Here is a 23325-nt window from a genome sequence, read left to right on the forward strand (position 1 = left end):
TTTCCATGTATATACATAGGCATTATACAGGTTACTATAAGTAATAACATACATAGATAAATCTTTCGTTTCATATTTACGTTACTCCCCCTAGACTGTATTATCAGAATAAAAGAACTTATTTTATACTTCTTCTTTCTATTATATAGTATTTTCCATGTTATTTCACTATCTTTTTTATTAAAAACCGCCCTCTCATAAGCCATAGTATTAAATAGTAGCCTCTTGCGTCTATTTCTCTATTGTTATATAATGAATCACAGTTAGAACAATGATGTAAATTTTAGGTGAATAAAAATTCACCCTCTCGCCACCACAGAAAGGATAACCATATGAACTACGAATTAGATATTCATACACATACAATTGCTAGTGGACATGCCTACAATACGTTGCAAGAAATGATTGTTGCAGCAAAAGAAAAAGGTCTTAAACTATTAGGAGTTTCCGATCATGCGATTGCAATGCCAGGCACTTGCCATCTGTTTTATTTTCATAACTTAAAAGTAGTTAACAGACAATATGGAGACTTAGAACTTATGCTTGGATCTGAAGTAAATATTGTTGGCTACAACGGCGAACTTGACTTGGATGAAGAAACACTACAAGGTCTTGATTATGCAATTGCAAGTCTTCACACACCATGTATCGACCCTGGAACAATGGAGCAAAATACAAACGCATATATTAAAGCCATGGAGAATCCATATATCAATGTTATTGGACACCCAGATGATTCTCGCTATCCAGTTGATTACGAGCAATTCGTACTTGCTGCAAAGAAAAATCATGTTCTTATCGAGATTAATAACAGCTCTCTAAATCCAAAAGGATTTCGCCAGAATGCATATGAAAATGATAAAACAATTCTTACCTTATGCAAAAAATATGACGTTCCTGTTTGTTTAAACAGCGATGCTCATACAATCTCTGATATTGCAAATACTACATTTAGCGCCCCATTACTCGCTGAAGTAGACTTTCCAGATGCGCTTATCATAAACACTTCTGTTGAGAAACTAAAAGCATTCTTATCAAAAAAATAGTATATGGATTGCATTCAAATAATATAACTTTATGTTCACACAAAACATTCACAGCAACATATAACTTACAGTCATAGTATATATAACAACATTTCTGTTTCTCTTTACTTTATAACTTTATCGTGGTAAAATATGATATAATTTAGAAAAGGAGCGTTATGGATGAGTAAGAAGATTAGAACTACTGCTGTCGATTATTTGTTTGAAGCAATTCTTAGTCTTAAAGATACAGAAGAATGCTATACATTCTTCGAAGATGTTTGTACCGTGAACGAGCTATTATCCCTTTCTCAAAGATTTGAAGTTGCGAAGATGCTTCGTCAACATAAAACATATCTTGAAATTGCAGAAAAGACTGGTGCCTCAACAGCTACGATCAGTAGAGTGAATCGTTCCCTCAACTATGGAAACGATGGTTACGATATGGTTTTCTCGCGTTTAGGCGAAATATTCGAAGAAGAACCTTCAGATTCAGAGCAATAGAGTAAATAACAAAAGAACGTTATGTGGACAAACACCAACGTTCTTTTTGTTATTTACTCTATTCTGCTTTTTTTGAAGTTTTTTCCGTTTCTTTTTTCTTCGATGACTCTGTACCTTTCTTAACAAATGCAGAATCAACTAATCTCTCGATAATCGCTTTCTTCATATATACATCAAAGCTTAACATGCAAATCATTGAAAATGTTGTTAAAAATTCTTTCTCACCCTCTGGCGCATTTCCAAATGTCGTCTTTGAACGATTATACTTTTTCAATACATCTTTAATCAGAATATCAATCTGCTCTTTCTCAAGGTCAAACACCTCACTATAGATATCTTCCAAATTGATTCCATTTTCAGACTGATAATACTTTTCTGTTAAAGGATTCAATACATTCTGAATATCTGTAATCGAAAGAATATTCTTGAAGTAGTAGATAAAGATTAACAGTATCATATGTTCTTTCGTATACTTCTTCTTATTCGGTGGCGGTAGCAAATCATTCTTCGTATACTTGTTAATCATAGTTTTTGTTAACATCTTATCATCTTTATCACGTATACTTGATTTAAGATGCTTGTCCATAGACGTTGTAACTTGATCCATATATAAGTCTATATTCGGGATATCATCCGCTTTAATATAGTCAATTTTTCCTATTTCACTTATTAATTTATTCATAAACTCGTCTCTTGACATACTCAATTTTATCACCTCGCAGATATATTATATAGTATTTGATACTAGATAACAAGTCCTAAATAACAATATGTTATAGACATGGAATCATTCATTTATTTCTTAACAAATCAATCCCTCTTCTTTTTTGTTGTAACCTAATATAGATAATGCTATAATATAAACATATGTTTGCAACAAATTACATTCAATTAATAAAGATAGGCGGTATTCATTATGAGTATTTATGATACACTTAATCCCCAACAACTAGAAGCTGTTAAGCACAACAAAGGACCTTTACTTATACTCGCAGGTGCTGGTTCTGGAAAGACTCGTGTTCTTACCCATCGTATAGCATATCTAATCGATGAGCTTGATGTGAATCCTTGGAACATCTTAGCCATTACATTTACAAACAAAGCCGCAAGAGAAATGCGTGAAAGAGTTGATAATATTGTGGGATATGGCTCAGAAAATATCTGGGTTAGTACTTTTCATTCCACATGTGTACGAGTTCTTCGTCGCTATATTGATTACCTTGGTTACGATAAAAACTTTACAATATACGATACAGATGACCAGAAAACTTTAGTTCGTGATGTATGCAAGTTCCTTAATATTGACACCAAAACATACAAAGAGCGTACTCTTCTTAGTGTTATCTCCTCCGCAAAGAATGAATTAATCTCTGCAGAGAGATATGAACGTGAAGCACAAGGCGATTTAAACAAAAGTAAATATGCTAGTGTCTACAAAGAATATCAGAAGCGTTTAAAGCAAAATAACGCTCTTGATTTTGATGATTTGCTCTTCAAAGCAGTTGAATTGTTTGAAAACTATCCTGATGCTTTAGAATATTATCAAAGACGTTTCAAGTATATTATGGTTGACGAATACCAAGATACAAACACAGTGCAGTTTAAACTTATTAGTATTCTTGCCTCTGGTCGTAATGAAGAGGGTGAACGTGAACATAATCTTTGTGTCGTAGGTGATGATGATCAATCTATCTACAAATTCCGTGGTGCTAATATCTATAATATATTAAACTTTGAGAAACAATTTCCTGCAACGAAGGTAATTAAACTTGAGCAAAACTATCGTTCCACTAGCAATATTCTTGATGCTGCGAACGAAGTAATCCATAACAATCTTGGACGTAAGGATAAGCGTCTATGGACAGCAAATGGCGAAGGTGAACTGTTATCCTTCACACAATTTGATACAGAATACGAAGAAGCCAATGAAATTGTTTCTGATATGTATAATCTTATACTTAATGATGGACACGATTACAATGAATTCGCTATTCTCTACCGTACAAACGCACAATCCCGTATATTTGAAGAAAAATTAATCCTTCGCAATATTCCTTACAAAATTGTTGGTGGTATTAACTTCTATCAAAGAAAAGAAATCAAAGATATCTTAGCATATCTTAAGACGATTGATAATGGACTTGATGACATTGCAGTAAAACGTATTATCAATATTCCACGCCGTGGAATTGGTTTAACTACGATAGATCGTGTAACCGATTACGCTATAGGTACTGGAATGAGCTTTTATGCTGCATTAAAGCGAGCAGAATCTATCCCTGGACTCGGTCGTGGTATGTCTAAGATTTCACCTTTTGTTAGTTTAATTGAGGTTCTTAAATCCAAGATGGCAAACCCAGAATATTCTCTTGAAGACTTAATCAATGAGATACTTGAAGCTACCGGTTATCTAAGTGAACTCGAAGCAGAGGATACAGAGGAATCACAAGCAAGAATTGAAAATATTAACGAATTAATTAATAAAGTAGTCTCTTATGAGAAATCAGCACAGGAAGAACCTAGTTTAAGTGGTTTTCTTGAGGAAGTTGCCTTAGTTGCTGATATCGATAACCTGGAGGAATCAAACAATGTCGTTGTTTTAATGACATTACATGCAGCCAAAGGTCTTGAGTTTCCATATGTATATCTATGTGGTATGGAGGAAGGCGTCTTCCCTAGCTATATGTGCATCAGTTCTGATGACCCTACTGATATTGAAGAGGAACGTCGCCTTTGCTATGTTGGTATTACCCGTGCTATGACAAAATTATACCTCAGTGCAGCTAGACAACGTATGGTTCGAGGGGAAACGCAATTCAATCGTCCTTCTCGATTTATTAACGAGATACCACGTTATCTCTTAAACCAAGCTTCCACTTCTAGCAATCGCTACAGTGCAGGTAGCTCTTCTCCATTTAGCAATACGCAAGCAAAGACACCATTCTATGGAGGTGGTTCTACGCAAAAAGGTGGCACATGGACTCCGCCAACAGGTACACAATCTGATAAAAATAACATCTTTGCAAACAATCCATTTATCTCAAAGGGATTTGGTACTTCTAGCAAGCTTGGTGATACTACTTTTGATAAGCCAAAACCAACCAAAGCTGTTATTGATTATAGTGTTGGCGATACTGTTAAACACCCCAAATTCGGTGTTGGTATTGTCGCTGAGATGAGTAAGCAAGGTGATGATTACATAGTAAGTGTCGATTTTGATACAAGTGGTATGAAAAAAATGAAGGCTTCCTTTGCTAAATTAATCCGACTATAGGCATTATATTCTTATACTTATAAACATCTTTTCTTATTTTGATTATAAATTTATTAAATAATTCAATAATTATAGTAAAATACGTACTCTCGTGATATAATATTATAGATACTAACTAGTCAGATTTATAATATGATTAGTATGAAAAGAAAGGATGTGTACGTATGAATAACAAAATCGAAGAATTACTAAGTGCTGTAAAATTAAATGACCTTATCACAAAGAAACAGGTTGAAGAAAAGAAAAAGAATAAAGCATTATGTATAGTAGCTACTATCGCTGTTCTTACTGCTATTGCTGCTGTCGTTTATGCTATTTACAAACGTTGTACACCTGATTATCTAGAAGATTTCGAAGATGACTTAGATGATGATTATGACGACGACTTTGAAGATGATTTCGAAGACGATTTCGAAACAGAAGCTTTCGAAGTAGAAGATGATTCTGAAGAGCTATTAGAAGATGAAGTAGATAGCATTGAAGACGAATCAGAGGAAAACTAAATCGTAACAACGATTTTAGAATTCATTATATTTTTTATAAGAAAAGTGGCGGCCATTTTAATATGACCGCCACTTTTCTTATCTATATTAACCTTTTTTAAAAGCCATTTTAAGCAATATTGGAGATATTACTGTTGTAATAACTACAACAATTATTATTGGTCCTAAAATTGAAGATGACATTAATCCTAACGCTTGTCCTTTACTTGCAACGATTAACGCTACCTCACCTCTTGAAACCATACCTACACCAATCTGCATAGATTCTCTATTACTATATCCACAAAATTTTGATCCCAAGCCACAGCCAACAATCTTTGTTATTACTGCCACGATTGTTAATACAACGGCAAACATTACAATTCCCATGCTCATCTTTGGCAATACAATCTTTAAACCGATACTTGCAAAAAAGATTGGTGATAGAAATGCATAAGAAACAACTTCAAAACGATTTGCAATATATTTTGTTCGTTCTGTATTCGAAATAATCAAGCCTGCAATAAACGCCCCAGTAATATCTGCCACACCAAAGAACTCTTCTGCACAGTATGACATCAATAAACAAAATGTAAATGCAAGTATAATAAAACGTCTCATATCTCTATGGTAACGATTATTCAAGAAATTCATTAATTTGTAGAATATAAGTCCAGCAATTAGGGAACAAACAAAAAATGCTACGATTTTTAATAATACAACAACAATATTTACACTGGAATCTGTAACACTTGTGATAACGGTAAGAGCTACAATTCCTAGAATATCATCGATAATTGCTGCACCTAGAATTGCATTACCTGCTGCTGTATTAATCTTTTTCATTTCCTTTAACGCTTCCACCGTAATACTTACTGACGTTGCTGTTAAGATAATACCAATAAATATATTTTGTAATAAGATGCTTGCACTTGCATCATTTGCAATAATACTTTCTTTATTAAAGATATATCCTACTCCAATACCACCTGCTAATGGTACAAGTACGCCGAACATAGCAATAATGAATGAAGCTTTTCCTGTTTTCTTTAACTCATGCAAGTCTGCTTCTAAACCTGCCGAGAACATTAATACTATAACACCAATTTCAGATAGTTGAACAAGAAAATTCGTTTCCTTCAGTATATTCAGTGCTGCAGGTCCTAAAACAATACCGGCTAATAATGCGCCTACTACTTGCGGTAAATGAAATCTCTTTGTTGCTATTCCTAGTATTTTCGTACTGAGGAGAATAAGTGCAATGTCCAATAGATATCCGTATGTTTCCATAAAACGCCTCCACATTCTTTTGTGTATAAACTTTTTTACTCGCAACAACGACGCCAATTTTTTCCCCTTTGGCGTCGTCGTCTTACATATAGTATACCTATTGAAATCAAATGTCTAGCTTTTTTATCATTGAAATATATGAAAAATTCAAAGTTTTTTTCGATAAATTTTATACATTTTTAACAATATAGTTATCCATTTTTTCACACTTAATGCTTTTTAATATACATACAATCTGTTATCGACTCTTACTTTCATGGATTAAATTGCATAAAAAACAGATATTATCTTCCACTATTCAGTTGCCTTATTCGAATACTCTGTTGTAATTAAATCCGTATATGGCGCTTTGTTTTCAACTACACCTGCTTCAAGAAGAATATCCTGTAATAAATCAAAACTTTCTTCTGCGAACACTGTATTCTCTTTCCATGTTCCTTGATCGTAATATCGCTTAACAATTGTCACTAATGACGTATCATCTGTTTCCTTAAATTGCGGTTTTATAACTTTTGCAATCTCTTCTGGTGTATGAGAATTCACATAATCAAGACCCTTTTGAATCGCATTCGTGAACTTCTGAATAACCTCTGGATTCTTCGCAATATAACTCTTCTTTGCTGAATACGCCGTATATGGTACTTTACCACTCTCTACACCCAACGAACCAACTACATAGCCTTTCCCTTCTGTCTCAAGTGCTGTTGCAGATGGTTCAAATTCCACCGTGTAATCCCCCGTTCCAGAGGAGAATGCTTCTGCCGTCAAACCAAAATCAATGTTTTGAATAATTGTGACATCTTTTATAGGATCAATACCATTCTTCTTCAAGATGTATTCAAGAATCATCTGTGGCATACCTGCTGCTCTTCCACCGATAACTGTCTTTCCAATCAAATCAGACCACTTAAAATTATCGTTTGCCTCTTTCGCAATTAGGAAGTTACCTGCTCGTTGTGTTAATTGAGCAAAATTGACTACATAATCTTCTGCGCCTTCGTTATATACATAGACAGAAGACTCCGAACCCATGAAACCAATTTGTGCTTCCCCAGACAATACCGCGGTCATCGTCTTATCTGCACCAAATCCCGTTACTAATTCTACATCTAATCCCTCATCTTCAAAGTAGCCAAGCTCAAGAGCCACATACTGAGGTGCATAGAAGATGGAATGTGCAACTTCATTCAATGTTATCTTCGTAAGGTTACTATCCTTCTTACAGCCTGCCAATAACGTCATTACCATGAGTAGCACTAATATAATTGCTATTCGCCTACTTTTCATGACAACTCTCCTTGCAAATATATTCTTGTAGTAGTATATTCGCAAGATTGAAACGCTGTGCATGACCGATTAAAAAAGCATTGAAAAAAGAGATGTTTCTGGATTTAACCAAAACATCTCCCTCTATATTCAATATCTATATTTCCTTGCAATATCTTAAAGCGTTACATCCTTCGCAAAAGAAGTCTCAACCGCATTGTTAAGTAGCTTACGAATCAAGGCTTCCTCTTGTCCAAAACGCTCATAGATTAGCTGTAATTCCTTTGTCATATTCGTGTTACTTACGGTTCGATTGTCCGTATTAATGCTTACTTTGATACCTTGTTCTATGAATTCCATTAACGGATACTTGCCCCAGTCTTCAATCGCTTTCGTCTGGAGATTACTTGTCGGGCACATCTCAATTCCTGTTCCTCGTCTTCCAATCTCTTTCATTAACTCTTTGTCATGGCGAAGGGCAATTCCGTGTCCAATCCTTTTCGCTCCATATTCGAACGATTTTCTAACATTTTCAAGACTTCCTGTCTCTCCTGCATGGATTACATATGGCATATCCAACTCTTTCGCTAGACGGAACAAATCTTGAAACATTTCCACTGGATATGTCATCTCGTCTCCCGCAAGATCAAGTGCGCAAACACCATCACCAAGATATCCTCTTGCTACTCGTAGCATCTTACTGTTCACGTCAAAGCCTTGATGTCGCATCGCACAAACAATTACATTATATCGGACTGCAAACTCCTTCTTGCCACGCTCTAGCCCCTTCAAGACAGATTCTATTACATCTTCACAAGTAAGATTCGCATTTACAGAGGACATCGGCGCAAAACGTACTTCAATATACTTTGTATTCTCTTTCGCTACCTCTTTTATAAATGTATATGCAGCATCTTCTAACGCCTCTCCATCTTGAATACATTCAATCGGAATTTGAAACTTGTCCAAATACTCCACCAGCGACCGACAATTATCTTCCACTTGCAAATCAGCCATTGTTACAATTTTATCGGTATGCCTCTGTATCATCTCAAGTGCCAACGAACCATCTAAGTGACAGTGCAAATCTATCTTTGGTAAGTTCTTAAAATCCATATGCGATACCTCCTTTCCCTTGTGTAATTACACATCTATACATTCCACTCAATCTGAATACAGCCCTCTGCAATATGAAATGTTTCAAAATACACGGTTTCTTTCGGTATCCACTCTGCAATAAATCGCTGTAATCTCTCTTCCCCATTTCTTGTTCTTATGTTCTCAATCTGTGCCTTTTCATTGATATTCATAAAAATCTTCACATCATATGGGTCATTAAAATATGGATGCAAACTATACGAGCCTTCCATAATATTCACTCTATGTTTCGCAACAAGAATTTCCTCCTTTATCTTGCCTTCCATACAGCTATATGGTCGATAAATCACATCATTTCCAGAGCATACAGGCTTCATCACTTCTTCCTTGAATCTTTCATAATCTACATTTCCACCAATCTGCGCAAGTCTTTCTTTCGTTCTTTGGTGTTCTTGTAAGAAGAAATCATCTAAGTGAAACAAGTTACAGTCATAGACACCCTTTAGATAATATCCTAGCGTTGTCTTTCCACTAGCACATTTTCCATCGATTCCTATTAGAATTGTTTCTTTTGTTGTTTCTATTAAAAGCTTATCAATTGCTTCTTTTGCCTTTGCGAATCTTCTAGCGCAAGCCTCTTTCATAATTAGTTTATGCTCTTCCATTGCTATTCTCCAATGTTTGAACTCTCTGTAATTGGTACACGATAACTGGTATACATACTAACTGAATGATAATTCCTGGAATCGCTTTTATAAATGCTTGCATAACGAAAAACTTCCACGTAAATGGATTACCTAGCATATGGAACAATCCAAAAGATACAATTCCCCATACCATTCTACCAAGAATCATAGAAAAAATTAATGATACATAGATTCTCCCTTTGAATTTTCTTAACTTACTATATAGTAGCCCTGTCGCCAAACCATACGTAGCCAATTCAGCAGCCATCGCAATCGCAATTGGCATCATTTGTGGTTTCCCAAACATTACACTTCTAAGTAGTGGTACAATAATACCCGCAATCAAACCATAAGGTGCTCCACATATAAACCCACATAAGAGAATTGGAATGTGCATCGGACAAAGCATATTCCCAATGCTTGGAATCTGCATCGTTACAAAAGGTAAGACAATTCCCAATGCAATAAAGCATGCTGTAAGTACTAATTTTGTTGTTTTATTTTTCTGTGTCATAATAGTATCCCTCCATGATGATAAGTATACACGGAAAGTTTGATTTTGAATAGATTCAAGTTTATCTATATTATAAAATAACATGAATAAGGCATCTCTAGGTAAATTAATCACCTTAGAGATGCCTTGCTTATCCTTTCTATTTTATTCGTGTTGTATTGCTTTCTTTTCTCTATCTTCCGTTACCTGGAAGTTGCATTTGTCCATCTTGGCTATTTTGTCCATATTGACCATTTCCATATTGATTATTTTGCTCAGTTTGTCCTTGTGTTTCTTCTGTTGTACTTTCTTGTGTTGTTTGACTACTTGTAGCTTCACTCTTTTTACCTAATGTTACCGTAATTGTTTGCTCTTCATAATTGCCATTTACAAGTCTGCTAACAACGATTTCGATTACTTCACCAGCCTTTCTATTACCTAATAGTTCTTGTAATTGTGACATAGTTTTAACTTCTCTATCATTGAATGAAGTAATAACATCTCCACTTTGAAGTCCACCTTCACTTGCAGGAGAGTTCTCACTTACTTGACCAACATATACACCAATTGGCATTCCATATCTCTCAGAAATTGTATCTGTTACATCTTGACCTGTGATACCTAGATATGCTTGTTCTTCTTCTGAGATATCTTCTTTACTGATTAAATCATTAATAATAGGAATCGCATAAGAAATTGGAATTGCATAGCCGATACCCTCTACTTCTTCTGATGCGTATTTAACTGAATTGATACCAATTACACGACCTTGTGAATCAAGTAATGCACCACCACTGTTACCAGGATTGATTGCTGCATCTGTTTGCAATAACTTCATTGTATAATCTTCCGTTGCAACTTCACGGTCTTTTGCACTGATATAACCAACTGTTGTTGATTGACCATATCCTAATGCATTACCAATAGCAATTGCCATTTGACCAACTTTAACACTATCTGAATCTCCTAGCGTTGCAACACGAATTGTGTTCTTAGTATCTTCTGTTAAACTAGATAATGGAACAGAGATTACTGCAAGGTCTGCACCAGAATCTGTGCCTTTTACTTCTGCAGTCGCTTTTGATTCATCGCTAAATGTAATCTCTACTGCAGTAGCTCCTGATACAACATGATTATTTGTAACAATTAAAACTTCGTTATCATTTTGTCCAATAATAATTCCTGAACCACTTCCTGTGGATTCTTGGCTATATACTCTACCAAATACATCTTGCTGTTGTACTGTTGATGTACAATCGATTGCTACAATCGAAGGCATTACATTTTCAACTATTTGTGATACATCTGTTGCTGCTGTTGTTGAGGAGGAAGACGTATCTGTTGTAACGGCCTTTATTCCAGAATCTGATGTAGTATCTGTGCTATTATCAACGCTTATATTCGTTGATGATTCTTGCACTGTTGCTGTCGTTGAAGGAGCAGTTCCTTGCACTGCTTGAAAACTTAGGGAAGCGATAACCCCAAAAGCGATTGCCGATGCTGGAACTCTCACAAAGTTAGGAATATGTCTTCTTCCTTTTGATTCCTTGATTGTTTCCTCTACGATAACTGAATCGATTGTCGAATTGTTATCACCATATACATTTTCGTAAGTTTGATTGTTCTCTTGATTGTTATTCATTTCATTATACATAATTAATTTCTCCTTTCGCTATACCTATTCTATAGAGCTGTTAGCTGTTGTTTTCTCTGTGTTTTTCAACTAACAGTTGTTGTTGTTTTCCTTTTGATAGATATAGTTTAGCAAGAAAGTATGTTCAATCTGTGATTGTCTCTTGAAGAAAATGTGAACTCTTTGTGATGAAAATGTGTTCTGTGCTCCCCTATAAATATTCCCTTTTATCCAAATACAAAAAACAAAAGACAAAAAATAGCTCTATCTCAAGCATTCGTACAGAGGCAACGCACCTCACTCACCAACACTTGACATAGAGCCTATTACTATTGTTCTTATTTGAAACTTTCCAATCTTGCAGCCATTGTCTTATTAAAGTTTTCAACTTTTCTTTCATATTCTGCATTCATGAATTTTGATGTTAGCATAAAGTCTGCTGTTGCACGATTGTTTGCGATTGGAATATCATATACTACCGCAATACGAAGAAGTGCTTTCACATCTGGATCATGTGGTTGTGCTGCTAGTGGATCCCAGAAGAATATAACACAATCAATATTTCCTTCTACAATTCTTGAACCAATCTGTTGGTCACCACCAAGAGGACCACTGTTATATCCTTTTACGAAAAGATTTGTTTTATCAGCAATTAAACGAGCTGTTGTTCCTGTACCACATAATTTATGGTTCTTTAAAACCTCTCTATGCTGTTGTACCCAATCTACTAATTCTGCTTTCTTGCTATCATGAGCAATTAATGCAATACTTTTTTGTTCCCCAATTGTGAAGTTAATAAAATCATCGTTTATCATATGCCTTCTCCTATCTGTATGTTATTTGTTCTGTGACTTTCGCTTCGCTACACTCGCCAAAAACACCTTGCGAGATATTACGTAGGAACAGTAACTCAGTAACCACGTTTTGTTATATAGAATCATTATAACTCTTTAGGAGTACCTCCTTCAAGCTACAATTATCTTAGATTTTCGTGTTCGTCTTAATATTTCCTAGTATACGAACAGAGGCTGCTTCTTCCTCAATTCCTCGAAGAGCATTAATCATTCCTGCGTCACGAAGGTTTCCTTCAATATCAATGAAGAATCGATATTCAAAATTCTTACCATTAATTGGTCTTGATTCAATCTTTGCCATATTCAAATTATTGTATATTAAGTGGGACAGCATGTTATATAATGTACCACTCTTATGTGGTAATTCAAAACAGATACTAACCTTATTTGCACCTTCAAGAAAAATCTTCTGATTTGCAATGATAATAAATCTTGTACAGTTTGTATCATCTGAGTTAATGGAATCTTTCAAAACCTTTAATCCATAACACTCTGCTGCCTTCTTACTTCCGATTGCTGCTTGTGTGATATCTCCATCTTCCATGACTTTCTTCGCACTTGCTGCTGTGCTTAGATATTCTTTCTTTTCGATATAATCATGCTCATTTAAGAAATTCGCGCATTGCATTAACGGCTGTGCATGAGAATATACAGTTTTTAGATTCTCAATTGTTGCGCCTTCTAAGCCAAGTAACGCATTCTGAATCTTAACTACATGTTCTCCAATAACATAATTATCATACTCGATCAACAAATCATAGATATCTGTAATTCCACCTGTTGATGAATTCTCAATCGGCAATACGCCATAATCCGCTTTTCCTTCTTTTACCGCTTCCATTACTTTACGGAATGTTAATTCATTGAAGCTATTCACTTCCGTTCCGAAGTAGTCCTCCATACATTGCTGTGTGTATGTACCTTCTTGTCCAAAGAACACTACTTTTGTATCTTTCGTAATCGGTAACTTCTCTATCTGTTTAAATGATTCGGTTGAGCTTTCTGACTTCACTAATGTATATTGATATTTACGGCTAATAGACATAATCTGTGTAAATAACTCTTCTACAGCATGTTTATTAAATTCACTATGAGCCAAAGAACTTAGTGTTTCTAGCTTCTCTTCCTCACGTTGTTTATCATATACTTTCTTGCCAACACTAATCTTATACTCCGCAACATTTGTCGCTATCACCATACGTTCTTCAAACAAAGAAACAATCTGTCTGTCAATGCGGTCTATCTCTTCTCTACTCTTCAGTAAATCTACCATCTGAACCATTTCCTCCATGTTATACCTATACTCTAATCTATATCTTAATCTATACCGTAATTCATTCTAAAATCTTATAGATTTAATATATCTTTTCACTAACATTTATTATATAACAGACTGTCCACTATTGGCAAGTAACGTGTTAAATTTTGCACGTAAAACTACTCTTTTTATTCTGGTCTTCTTCATGTTTTCCTTTTTCTTTCGTTCACGTTCTGTTGCAGGAAGTTTCTTATATCGGTCACTTTTCATAGCGTCTGCGGACTCATCTGCAACTGCTGCCTGCTCCATCTGCTTATCTTCATTCGTACCACACGCAGAAGACATATGACTCGATACCACTTTGTGTACTTCTTCTTTTGTTTTACTTCTTTTAATCTGTTCCTTCAACATCTTACGCGACATCTCCAGTTTGATTGCTTTTAGATACAGCATAGCATCATTTTGTCGTAAGAATTCTAAATCTGATGCGGTAAGTTTCTTTCCCATCGCCATCTTCATTCGTATACTTTTTAGCCTTTCTTGAATACGCTTCTGTCTTTCCTCGCTGTCTTCCTCTTGCATTCCAATTGAGATGGAAGGTTTCTTCTCTTCTTTTTGTTGCTTTTGAATCTTCTTTTGTTGTTGCTTAAAGATGTCTAATGCATTCATTGCATTCATTGTGTTTTTCATATTAATAAACATACTATCACCCTATCCCTATTATAACGCCTTAGAATGACAAACCTTGTCATCCTATTTTTTAGTTTCTTTCACCCTTACTTTTAATATCGGCAAATAATAGGAAAATAATAACACAATACCTGTACAATTCAGCAAACAAGGCATTTCGAACTCTTAGAGTAATACCTATTACAATGCCAAGTATACTTCTTCATGAAACGATAGTGAACCAAATACTATAATTGGCGTTTCTTCCTCTTGCATTCTATCTTTTTGTGCATCTTCTATCGCTAACTGTAATGCTTGCTTTACAGAATCTGTGGCTCTCACATTATCACAATATTGCATCGCACATGCTGCAAGGGACTCTGCTTTCAGACCCCGTATATTATTCGGTGTAATCGTATAGATTGCTTTTGCTTTGTCTGCCACAATCTTCAATACCTTCTCATATTCCTTATCCGCTAATACCCCCATAACATAGATACATTCTTTGTCTTTGAAATATAAATCCATTGCTTCCTTTAATGCATAGGCAGCATCTTCATTATGAGCACCATCAAGAATTATCATCGGATTATCATGAATCTTCTCAAAACGTCCATTCCAACCTGTTTCCTTTAATCCAGTATATATATTTTCCTTTGTCACTGCATATCCTAATGCTTTTAGCATAAGCACCGTTCGAATTGCTACTGCAGCATTCTTAACCTGCATCTTCCCTAACAAACGAATCTCTAACTGCCTCCATTCGTTATCCTTATCGATTACAAAGTCAAATTTTGTTCCATCAACATGGTATTCTTCATGTTGTATTGACTCAAAATTCGTAATTACTAGTTCTGCATCTTTCTCTTCACATACTGTTTTGATAACTTCCATAGCTTCTGGTTGTTGCTGATACGATACTACTTTACAACCATTTTTCACAATTCCTGCCTTCTCATATGCAATTTGAGCTAATGTATCTCCCAAGAATTGCATATGATCCATACTTATTGATGCAAGAACTGCTACCTGTGTATTCTTAATTACATTAGTTGCATCTAGTCTTCCACCCATACCAACTTCTAATACAACTAAATCACAACCTTGCTCTACAAATTCAAGAAAACTCATGACCGTCTCAATCTCAAAAGGAGTTGGATGTGCTTTCCCATCTGCAGCCATCGCGTTACACACATCTGCAATTGTAGTAAGATGTCTTGCAACTGCTTCTTCTGTTATATAGGTTGTCTTTGTTTTTGATAATTCTGTTTTGTCTGTAATCTGAATGCGTTCACAATAGCAACGAATTGTTGGCGATATATATCTACCAATTCGATAGCCAGCCAAGGCCATAATATTCGCTATATATGCCGCTGTAGAGCCTTTGCCATTCGTCCCTGCGATATGCACAAATTGCAACTTATCTTGTGGATTGCCAAGACGGTTTAGTAACTCTGTTGTCGACTCAAGCCCAAGCACACTACCAAGCATCCCTATTTCATCTATATATTTTATAGCTTCTATATAATTCAATTCATAGTCCTCTTTTCTAGGTGGTAAATTCTATTTTTATTTGGAGTCAAACATTAATAATAATCTTTCCAATGAATACTAGTAACTTTTTACTCATTAACTAATTTATCTGTACTTGTGTATTAACAAAGTAAATATACAAAACTTCGTAACCTATCCTTACTTTGCATCATAAGCATTATAGCATACTGAGATTTGCATTACTATGAGTTTTCTCATGAATATCCATCTATGGATGCAATCACCTAACTATTTTGGAATATTACTTAATCATTTTCAGATACTAGCATTATGAAAAAAAATCTTTTTACTAACTTTATTACTTGTGGTCTACTCGGTTGGTGCATGGAATGTTTCTGGACGGGACTTAGCTCTCTTCGTTCTCGAAAAGACCCTGAACTAACTTGCCACACATCTATATGGATGTTCCCTATTTACGGCGCTGCCGCATTCCTAACACCAGTATGCAAATTACTGAAGAATACAAACACGTTACTGCGAGGAGGGGTCTATACAGTCTGTATCTTCCTTACGGAATTCTTTACAGGAGAATTCCTAAAGAAGTACAAAGCGTGTCCTTGGAACTACAGCAAAGCCAAATTCAATTTAAAAGGAGTTATCCGATTTGACTATGCACCACTATGGTTTGCTATGGGCTTGTTCTATGAGAAGATACTCTTAAGAAAAAAATCAATTATCTAATAAAAAAGACTGTTGTAAAACGAATATTCTCTACACATGTAGTAAGAACTCATTTCTCAACAGTCTCTTTTATTTCTTATTGGTTACTAGAAGTTAAATCCATTATATCCCCAATGGCTTACTTCTTCATACTTCACATATATCTTATCTTTATCTACTCCAACTACATTGTTGAATATATCACAAATTGCTACAGTCAACTTATCATAAGCCTCTGCAGTTGTGCTTCCAAATATTTTGACTTCTACATATGCAATTTTTTCAAATGCTTGTCCTTTAAAATATAAACTATAATTATCTTCAAATCCAAGCATCAACCACTCTTCACTTTTTCCCGGTATTAGAGAAATTGCTTTCCCTAACTCTGTTTTTAACACTTCTTTTTGATTATCAGTAAGAGTAACTGAAACTTTTGAATTAATAAATGGCATGTTGGCCCCCTTTCTTAGAACGATTCCGTCCTAGTTTAATTCCTATCATATACGATGATACCTAATCTTTTGGAAAATTACAACAGAAAATTTATCTGCAAACTATTTCTTTTTTTATAATATTAGTATAAAATAAGATATCAATTCAGAAGGTACTACCCCTCTAACTTTAATATCAGGAAGGAGTCATGCATTGCTTTCCATATATATGCATGAATATGTTATGAAAAGAAAAAAACCTTATATCATTGCTCACCGAGGAGCAAAAAGTCTTGCAAAATATGAAAACACCCTTGAATCATTCCAGATTGCAATAGATTTAAAACTACGTATGGTGGAATTTGATGTTCGCCGAACAAAAGACCTTCAGCTAGTTATCTATCATAATCCAACGATTGGTCACAAAAGAATTCGCGAATTGACATATCAACAACTTCTCTCCATCACACGTCGAAAAGGATTTGAGATTCCCCTTTTAGAAGATGTTTTAAAGCTATGCCAAGGTAAGATTCATCTTGATGTCGAATTCAAGGAATCAGGTTATGAAAAAGAAGTTATTGAACTTGTTACTACTTACTTTAATTATGATGAATTCATAATGATTAGTTTTTCAGATCATATAATTAAGAAAATAAAGCACATAGATGCTCATATACGAACCGGCCTGTTAATTGGACTAGAAGGTGCTTCTCTTCCTCAACGCCTCCAAGAATTCTTTCCACTCAGACGCTTAAAGAATACGAATGCTGATTTTATTGCTGCACATTATTATCTAGTAACACGCTTCTTACTCTATATATGCAAAAAGTATAACTATGAACTCGTTGTCTGGACTGTTAACCATGACCGAATTTTCCATAAATTAAGAAAGCAACGCGTTACTGCTATTGTGACAGATTTTCCACAAAAATTTATCAAGCACAAAAAACATCACGTTCTACATCAAAGCAGACTTTGAAGCCCATTTGTCCGTAGATTAACGACTGACCAATTTATATTTTTCATAAAATTTTCAATATAGGATGCCTTATCTGTTCCATATTGCAGAAAATAAGCGTGTTCATAAACATCTAAAACAAGCAATGGGAAACCATATATTACTGATCCCATATCATGTGTATCTAAACTCATATTCATAAGTCTCTGCGTTCGCTGTTCAAAGGCAAGGATCGACCAACCTCGACTTGCCTTTGCAGTAGCAATGAAGTCTGTAATCCAATTATCAACTGTTCCGAAATACTTCTCTATTAATCTATGCCCACTATAAGATGGCATTGTTGTATCACCACCAATATTACTAAAATATAGCTCATGAAGTATAACTCCATTCAATGAATAACTCTCTCCACGCTTTATGCAACGAAACTTACTATATGTAGCATTCGCTTCCTCTGCCTTCACATTACCTTCTATACAGATTGCTTCAATTTCGTTATATTTCGTAACATAGCCATTATACAATTTATAATGCGCCTCAAATTGTGCCCTATTTACAACTGTAATCGTATTGTTATATTGAAATTCTTCCGCTTTTAACATATCTCCATCCCTCTTTCCTTTCTTATTACATTTCTTTCGCCAGCAACTTTATACATAGCCAATATACACTTCTTAATATATGCCACCATTATCAAATAATTACACACTGTACATTATTAAAAAAAAATGGTAAACTTATAGTATCTACATTATTTCAATAACTATTTAGAACTTTTTCTTAATGTTCTAAATAACTATAAAATTTATCCATTTAGGAGGGGTTCTATGTTAAAAGCGGTTATATTTGATATGGATGGTGTTCTTGTTGATTCCGAACCACTCAACTTACAAGCTTTAATCAACACGTTAAAAGAGTTTGACGTTGACTTAACACTAGATTATTGTTCTCAATTTATCGGAGTTTGTGTTGCAGATACAATGGAGCAAATCATAAACGATTACAATCTTAATGTATCTATTGATGAATTAAAGCATGCCAATAAACTTACGCAAAGAAAAATGGTTAAAGAAGAAGGTTATCCACCGATTCCTTTTGTCAAAACATTGATTCAAGATTTGTATCGCAACGGTATCAAAATGGCCGTAGCCTCCTCTTCTTCTGAATCAGATGTTAAGAGAATTACAAAGATGCTTGGTCTCAATAAATATTTCGATGTAATTGTTGGTGGCGATGCTGTAGAACATTCGAAACCAGACCCAGCAATATTCAATCTTGCATTAAAAGAACTTGGCTTATCCGCATCACAAGCTATTGTAATTGAAGATTCTATGAACGGTACAATTGCTGCTGAAAACGCTCAGATAAAATCTATTGGTTTCCTAAACCCAAACTCTGGAAATCAAGATTTAAGTCGTTCTTGTGTTTTAATTGAAAGTTTTCAAGATATTGATTATCATTTTATTGATAGCGAATATAGACGAGCTTATGATCTTCCTGTAGAAATCACAAAAACAAAACGTCTTGTAATTCGAGAACTTACCGTAGACGATATTAAAATTATGTATCAAATCTATCAAGATCCAAAAGTTAAAGAATTCATTGATGACATCGATAACTATCTACAAACAGAAATTGATAAGCATAAAGCATACATCAAAAATGTCTACTCTTTCTTTGGATATGGTTTATGGGGTGTTTTCAAGAAGGATTCCAATGAATTAATTGGACGATGCGGAATACAAAATCGTACAATTGATGAACGCATGGAAATTGAATTAGGATACTTATTAGACGGAAATCATTGGGGTATGGGATATGCACTTGAATGTACAAAAGCTGTTCTTTCCTACGCTTTTGAATATCTTGGAATCCAAAGAATTGTTGCTTCTATTGATACTCGAAATGTCCGTTCTATCGGTCTTGCCAAGAAAATAGGCATGGATCTTGAAAAAGAAATAACAGATAATAATCATCAATGTTATCTATATGTAATAACAAAGGAATCGTATTATAAATATGCAGAAAAGGATATGGCTGCTAAAAGAACAGAAACTGCACGTAAAGTACTTGAAAAATATGATTCTGGAGTAGACGCTACTGTTTATATGAAACGCTATCGTCGTCTATTTAAAGATAAGTAGGAGGTTCGTAGATGGAAGAATTCTACACAGCAATTGAGGACAAGATTAAAGAGTCCGGCTATCCAAAGAAAGTAGATGGTTGTTCTATCTATACTGAAATTTCAGATTTTATAGAAGACAAAGAAAATGGTTCTTATATCTATCTATCTAAAAATCATGAAGATGATGTTTTCGAATATCAAATTGATGTTATGACAGATGATTTCAATCTTGCAACGCTATCTATTACAAGTAATGATCAAAATTACTTTATTAATTTTGACGCATAATATAATCTTAGCTATTATTTTTTAATAAAAGGCTTATACTTTATATGATAATAATTATTGGGCTATAATTACTATCTATTAAAGTATAAGCTTTTTATCGTCATAGTTACTTAGTAACTATTCAGCACTACATTCACGTAGTCTATTATCTTTTGTTACTTGGGTTTGTAGCACTGTTATTTGTGTTTGTAGTGTTGGTATTGTTGTTAGTGTTGTTAATATTGTTTCCAGTAACATCATCAACAGCGTTTTCTACACCATTAATTACGTTATCAACACCATTTTCAATATCTTGTCCTACTGTGTTTCCATTTGTTGTTCCGTTTGTCGTTCCATTGGTTACACCATTATTAACTCCATTCGGTACTCCATTGGTTGTTCCATTCGTCACACCATTGTTAACTCCGTTAGTTGTTCCGTTTGTTACTCCATCGTTTGTTAGGTTATCATTTGTTGTACCATCGTAGGTATCTCCATTAACTGCGTTTTCTCTCGAACATGCAGTTAATCCCAACATTGATAAACAGAACACCGACATTAATACGTATAATCTCTTTTTCATAGAATATTCCTCCTCGTATACTATTACTTGGCATAACTCTACAATTTCAAATTTTTAACTTGGATTTAAAACTTATAGAATTATCGTTACGTATTACGAAGTTAGTATCCCACTCTTACATTAAAATATTCATCGAAAGAGAACTACCATTACTTAATAAATTCTGTCATATTACCACGAAAACGAATCGGTAAATTCTGTCTTTGCAATTTCATATTCGTTCGCTCTTTTATTGCAATTGACTTTACAAAAGCCTTCCAAAGCTGTTCTAGTTCCTCTTCTTCTGTATTAACTTCTCCTAATGCTGAAAAATCTACTTCTGAAGTATCTACTTGTACCCAACCTTCACCGATTTGATGCACAACTGCCAATTGACGCACTTCATCATGAATAATCCAATTCTCAACTGGTAAACGATCTTCAAAATGTGGTGCTAATAAAGCGATCACATTATTCCTCGGATCTATCTTTGAATATAAAACTTTATTTTTTAATTCTGAAAAACGCAAAAAACCAAGATAATGATGCACCTCATTGCCAACAGCTCGATTCATCTCAAAGATAGCTTGCACACTTGGATTACTATAATTTGTGATAATACTAGAACCATAATAAAGTCCTAATACAATAAAGCGGTAAATAACATCTGCTTTTTCTTGTCTATCTGTCATAGCTGCACGACAGATTGATTCATACGCAGCTTCTGATATCTTCTTCCTTATCGTTCTTGCAACCTTTTCCGATTTTTCATAGTCTGTAGTAACTTGAATATAGGTTGAAAACAACTGGTAATTCAACTCTTTATCTTCTAATTGAATTTGAATGTTTTTATGTCCATATCGGCTATCCCAAGCATCATAGACCGCTGTAAGAATTCCATCTAAACTATCCTCACATTGAAAGATATACTGCTCCAACATTCTCACCTCTCTTATATAAAGCAAATCGCAAACTTTAAAATTAACCAATCATCAAACTAGTATACTAACAAACTGCTAAAGTTATAAACTTACAAACTTATAAACTTATAAACTTATAAACTTATAAACTTATATTTAATTCTAAGCTCTCATTCCCAAATTGTAATTATTCACATTAAAATTCTTTACATCAAACAATGATAATTGCTGATATGTTGTCTTATCTTCTAAACCAATCATTATCTTATCTTCCAATGATGTAAGCTGATTTGTAATAAAATTCTCATTAAAGTTCATCGCGTACATTGTCTTTCCATTACAAGTTATAAAATAAATCGCTCTTTTTAAAACAACACCAATTTTCTTCAAATCTGAAAAATCTAATTTCGCATGTTTTCTTGCTTCCATAATTCGTGATGCCGATTTCACACCAATGCCTGGAACACGTAATAATGTATAATAATCTGCTTTATTGATTTCAACAGGAAACAAATGCAGGTTTCTAATTGCCCAATCGCATTTTGGATCTAATAACACATTAAAATTCGGCTGCTTCTCACTTAATAATTCACTAGAACTAAACCCATAATATCTTAAAAGCCAATCCGCTTGATATAATCTATGCTCTCTAAGTAATGGTGGTCCACCTGGAAGTGTTGGTAGTAAACTATCCTCATTTACCTTTACAAATGCAGAATAAAAAACACGCTTTAAATTAAAATTACGATATAATGCTTCTGCTACAGAAACAAGCTCAAAATCATTCTCTGGAGTTGCACCAATTATCATCTGTGTACTTTGTCCTGCTGGAACGTAGGCACGATCACCTTGTTTCATATCAATGGCAGAAAGTCTTTTTACTCTTAACGCATTCTCTTTGTGTATTACACTAATATCTTGATTGCTTAATCCTGTCGCAATCATCCCAGTCTTATTATCTCGCAAAGCAATCTCTTTATTCGGTAATAGCACTTGCTTATCCTTTAAACCAAGCTGTTGTCGATTATGATAGATTCCATTCTGAATCTGTTTCATTGGTTTTAGAATATTCTTTCGATTCTTATTCGGTGCTAACATTTTAAGTCCATCTGCCGTAGGTAATTCCAGATTAACACTCATACGATCTGCTAACCAACCTACTTTATCTACTAAATCTGGATCTGCTCCTGGTATTGCTTTCACATGAATATAACCATTGAATCTATGAATAACTCGTAATTGATAAATTGCTTGATAAATCAGATCCATTGTATAATTCGGTGTATTAATAATTCCCGAGCTTAAAAACAATCCTT

General features: G+C 34.5%; 24 protein-coding genes. 8 read left to right on the forward strand and 16 right to left on the reverse strand.

Annotated features, from left to right (window positions below; genetic code table 11):
* Positions 1 to 332 precede the first annotated feature (332 nt).
* Positions 333 to 1046, forward strand: coding sequence for a phosphatase (locus tag RMR19_RS12875; RefSeq protein ID WP_310603897.1), 714 nt, complete (start codon positions 333 to 335; stop codon positions 1044 to 1046).
* Between the two features lie 162 nt (positions 1047 to 1208).
* Positions 1209 to 1529: a YerC/YecD family TrpR-related protein gene (locus RMR19_RS12880; protein ID WP_310603898.1), complete on the forward strand. Its 321-nt coding sequence runs from the start codon at positions 1209 to 1211 to the stop codon at positions 1527 to 1529.
* 58 nt (positions 1530 to 1587) lie between these two features.
* On the opposite strand, the gene RMR19_RS12885 is transcribed toward RMR19_RS12880, so the two are convergent.
* Positions 1588 to 2211 (reverse strand): DUF1836 domain-containing protein, encoded by a 624-nt coding sequence (locus tag RMR19_RS12885; RefSeq protein WP_310603899.1) that lies wholly within the window; start codon positions 2209 to 2211, stop codon positions 1588 to 1590.
* Between the two features lie 234 nt (positions 2212 to 2445).
* Between RMR19_RS12885 and RMR19_RS12890 the strand changes: the two genes are divergently transcribed.
* Together RMR19_RS12890 and RMR19_RS12895 are read left to right on the forward strand one after the other, a co-directional pair.
* Positions 2446 to 4803 carry an ATP-dependent helicase gene (locus RMR19_RS12890; protein WP_310603900.1) on the forward strand — a complete coding sequence of 786 codons (2358 nt, stop codon included), beginning with the start codon at positions 2446 to 2448 and terminating at the stop codon, positions 4801 to 4803.
* 164 nt (positions 4804 to 4967) lie between these two features.
* Positions 4968 to 5306 (forward strand): DUF4366 domain-containing protein, encoded by a 339-nt coding sequence (locus tag RMR19_RS12895; protein WP_310603901.1) that lies wholly within the window; start codon positions 4968 to 4970, stop codon positions 5304 to 5306.
* An 87-nt stretch (positions 5307 to 5393) separates the two neighbouring features.
* Here the strand turns inward: RMR19_RS12895 and RMR19_RS12900 are convergent, their stop codons facing one another.
* From RMR19_RS12900 to RMR19_RS12945, 10 genes are all read right to left on the reverse strand, one after another.
* Positions 5394 to 6575 carry a cation:proton antiporter gene (locus RMR19_RS12900; RefSeq protein WP_310603902.1) on the reverse strand — a complete coding sequence of 394 codons (1182 nt, stop codon included), beginning with the start codon at positions 6573 to 6575 and terminating at the stop codon, positions 5394 to 5396.
* 294 nt (positions 6576 to 6869) lie between these two features.
* The gene (locus tag RMR19_RS12905; protein WP_310603903.1) at positions 6870 to 7862 is read right to left on the reverse strand and encodes an ABC transporter substrate-binding protein; all 993 of its coding nucleotides are present in this window, start codon (positions 7860 to 7862) and stop codon (positions 6870 to 6872) included.
* Between the two features lie 156 nt (positions 7863 to 8018).
* Positions 8019 to 8957, reverse strand: coding sequence for an adenosine deaminase (add, locus tag RMR19_RS12910; protein ID WP_310603904.1), 939 nt, complete (start codon positions 8955 to 8957; stop codon positions 8019 to 8021).
* Between the two features lie 35 nt (positions 8958 to 8992).
* Positions 8993 to 9604 carry a hypothetical protein gene (locus tag RMR19_RS12915; RefSeq protein ID WP_310603905.1) on the reverse strand — a complete coding sequence of 204 codons (612 nt, stop codon included), beginning with the start codon at positions 9602 to 9604 and terminating at the stop codon, positions 8993 to 8995.
* Positions 9591 to 10139, reverse strand: a complete 549-nt coding sequence (locus RMR19_RS12920) for an ECF transporter S component (protein ID WP_310603906.1) — start codon at positions 10137 to 10139, stop codon at positions 9591 to 9593. Before RMR19_RS12920 ends, RMR19_RS12915 begins: the two co-directional genes overlap by 14 nt.
* A gap of 172 nt (positions 10140 to 10311) precedes the next feature.
* Positions 10312 to 11772, reverse strand: coding sequence for a S1C family serine protease (locus tag RMR19_RS12925; protein WP_310603907.1), 1461 nt, complete (start codon positions 11770 to 11772; stop codon positions 10312 to 10314).
* 317 nt (positions 11773 to 12089) lie between these two features.
* Positions 12090 to 12566, reverse strand: a complete 477-nt coding sequence (locus RMR19_RS12930; protein WP_310603908.1) for a methylglyoxal synthase — start codon at positions 12564 to 12566, stop codon at positions 12090 to 12092.
* Between the two features lie 166 nt (positions 12567 to 12732).
* Complete coding sequence (locus RMR19_RS12935) at positions 12733 to 13878, reverse strand: bifunctional chorismate mutase/prephenate dehydratase (RefSeq protein WP_310603909.1); 1146 nt, start codon at positions 13876 to 13878, stop codon at positions 12733 to 12735.
* Between the two features lie 108 nt (positions 13879 to 13986).
* Positions 13987 to 14565, reverse strand: a complete 579-nt coding sequence (locus RMR19_RS12940; protein WP_310603910.1) for a hypothetical protein — start codon at positions 14563 to 14565, stop codon at positions 13987 to 13989.
* Positions 14566 to 14733: 168 nt separating this feature from the next.
* On the reverse strand, positions 14734 to 16065 hold the full coding sequence (locus RMR19_RS12945) for a bifunctional folylpolyglutamate synthase/dihydrofolate synthase (RefSeq protein ID WP_310603911.1): 1332 nt from the start codon (positions 16063 to 16065) through the stop codon (positions 14734 to 14736).
* A 291-nt stretch (positions 16066 to 16356) separates the two neighbouring features.
* Here RMR19_RS12945 and RMR19_RS12950 point away from each other — a divergent pair, with 291 nt between their 5' ends.
* Positions 16357 to 16767 (forward strand): putative ABC transporter permease, encoded by a 411-nt coding sequence (locus RMR19_RS12950; protein WP_310603912.1) that lies wholly within the window; start codon positions 16357 to 16359, stop codon positions 16765 to 16767.
* A gap of 86 nt (positions 16768 to 16853) precedes the next feature.
* Here the strand turns inward: RMR19_RS12950 and RMR19_RS12955 are convergent, their stop codons facing one another.
* Positions 16854 to 17198: a phenylpyruvate tautomerase MIF-related protein gene (locus tag RMR19_RS12955; protein WP_310603913.1), complete on the reverse strand. Its 345-nt coding sequence runs from the start codon at positions 17196 to 17198 to the stop codon at positions 16854 to 16856.
* Between the two features lie 223 nt (positions 17199 to 17421).
* Between RMR19_RS12955 and RMR19_RS12960 the strand changes: the two genes are divergently transcribed.
* Complete coding sequence (locus tag RMR19_RS12960; protein ID WP_310603914.1) at positions 17422 to 18156, forward strand: glycerophosphodiester phosphodiesterase; 735 nt, start codon at positions 17422 to 17424, stop codon at positions 18154 to 18156.
* On the opposite strand, the gene RMR19_RS12965 is transcribed toward RMR19_RS12960, so the two are convergent.
* Positions 18141 to 18737 carry a superoxide dismutase gene (locus RMR19_RS12965; protein WP_310603915.1) on the reverse strand — a complete coding sequence of 199 codons (597 nt, stop codon included), beginning with the start codon at positions 18735 to 18737 and terminating at the stop codon, positions 18141 to 18143. The genes RMR19_RS12960 and RMR19_RS12965 overlap by 16 nt on opposite strands.
* Before the next feature lie 225 nt (positions 18738 to 18962).
* On the opposite strand from RMR19_RS12965, the gene RMR19_RS12970 reads away from it, so the two are divergent.
* Entirely contained in the window at positions 18963 to 20279 is a 1317-nt protein-coding gene (locus RMR19_RS12970; protein ID WP_310603916.1) for a GNAT family N-acetyltransferase, read from the forward strand.
* An 11-nt stretch (positions 20280 to 20290) separates the two neighbouring features.
* Complete coding sequence (locus tag RMR19_RS12975) at positions 20291 to 20548, forward strand: hypothetical protein (protein WP_310603917.1); 258 nt, start codon at positions 20291 to 20293, stop codon at positions 20546 to 20548.
* 145 nt (positions 20549 to 20693) lie between these two features.
* On the opposite strand, the gene RMR19_RS12980 is transcribed toward RMR19_RS12975, so the two are convergent.
* The 3 genes from RMR19_RS12980 to RMR19_RS12990 form a co-directional block, all read right to left on the reverse strand.
* The gene (locus RMR19_RS12980; RefSeq protein ID WP_310603918.1) at positions 20694 to 21110 is read right to left on the reverse strand and encodes a hypothetical protein; all 417 of its coding nucleotides are present in this window, start codon (positions 21108 to 21110) and stop codon (positions 20694 to 20696) included.
* 149 nt (positions 21111 to 21259) lie between these two features.
* Positions 21260 to 22030 carry a TIGR03915 family putative DNA repair protein gene (locus RMR19_RS12985; RefSeq protein ID WP_310603919.1) on the reverse strand — a complete coding sequence of 257 codons (771 nt, stop codon included), beginning with the start codon at positions 22028 to 22030 and terminating at the stop codon, positions 21260 to 21262.
* A gap of 141 nt (positions 22031 to 22171) precedes the next feature.
* On the reverse strand, positions 22172 to 23325 hold a 1154-nt coding region (locus RMR19_RS12990; protein WP_310603920.1), incomplete at its 5' end, for a putative DNA modification/repair radical SAM protein.

Source organism: Anaerosporobacter sp. (genome assembly GCF_031551385.1).
Classification (GTDB): Bacteria; Bacillota; Clostridia; order Lachnospirales; family Lachnospiraceae; genus Anaerosporobacter.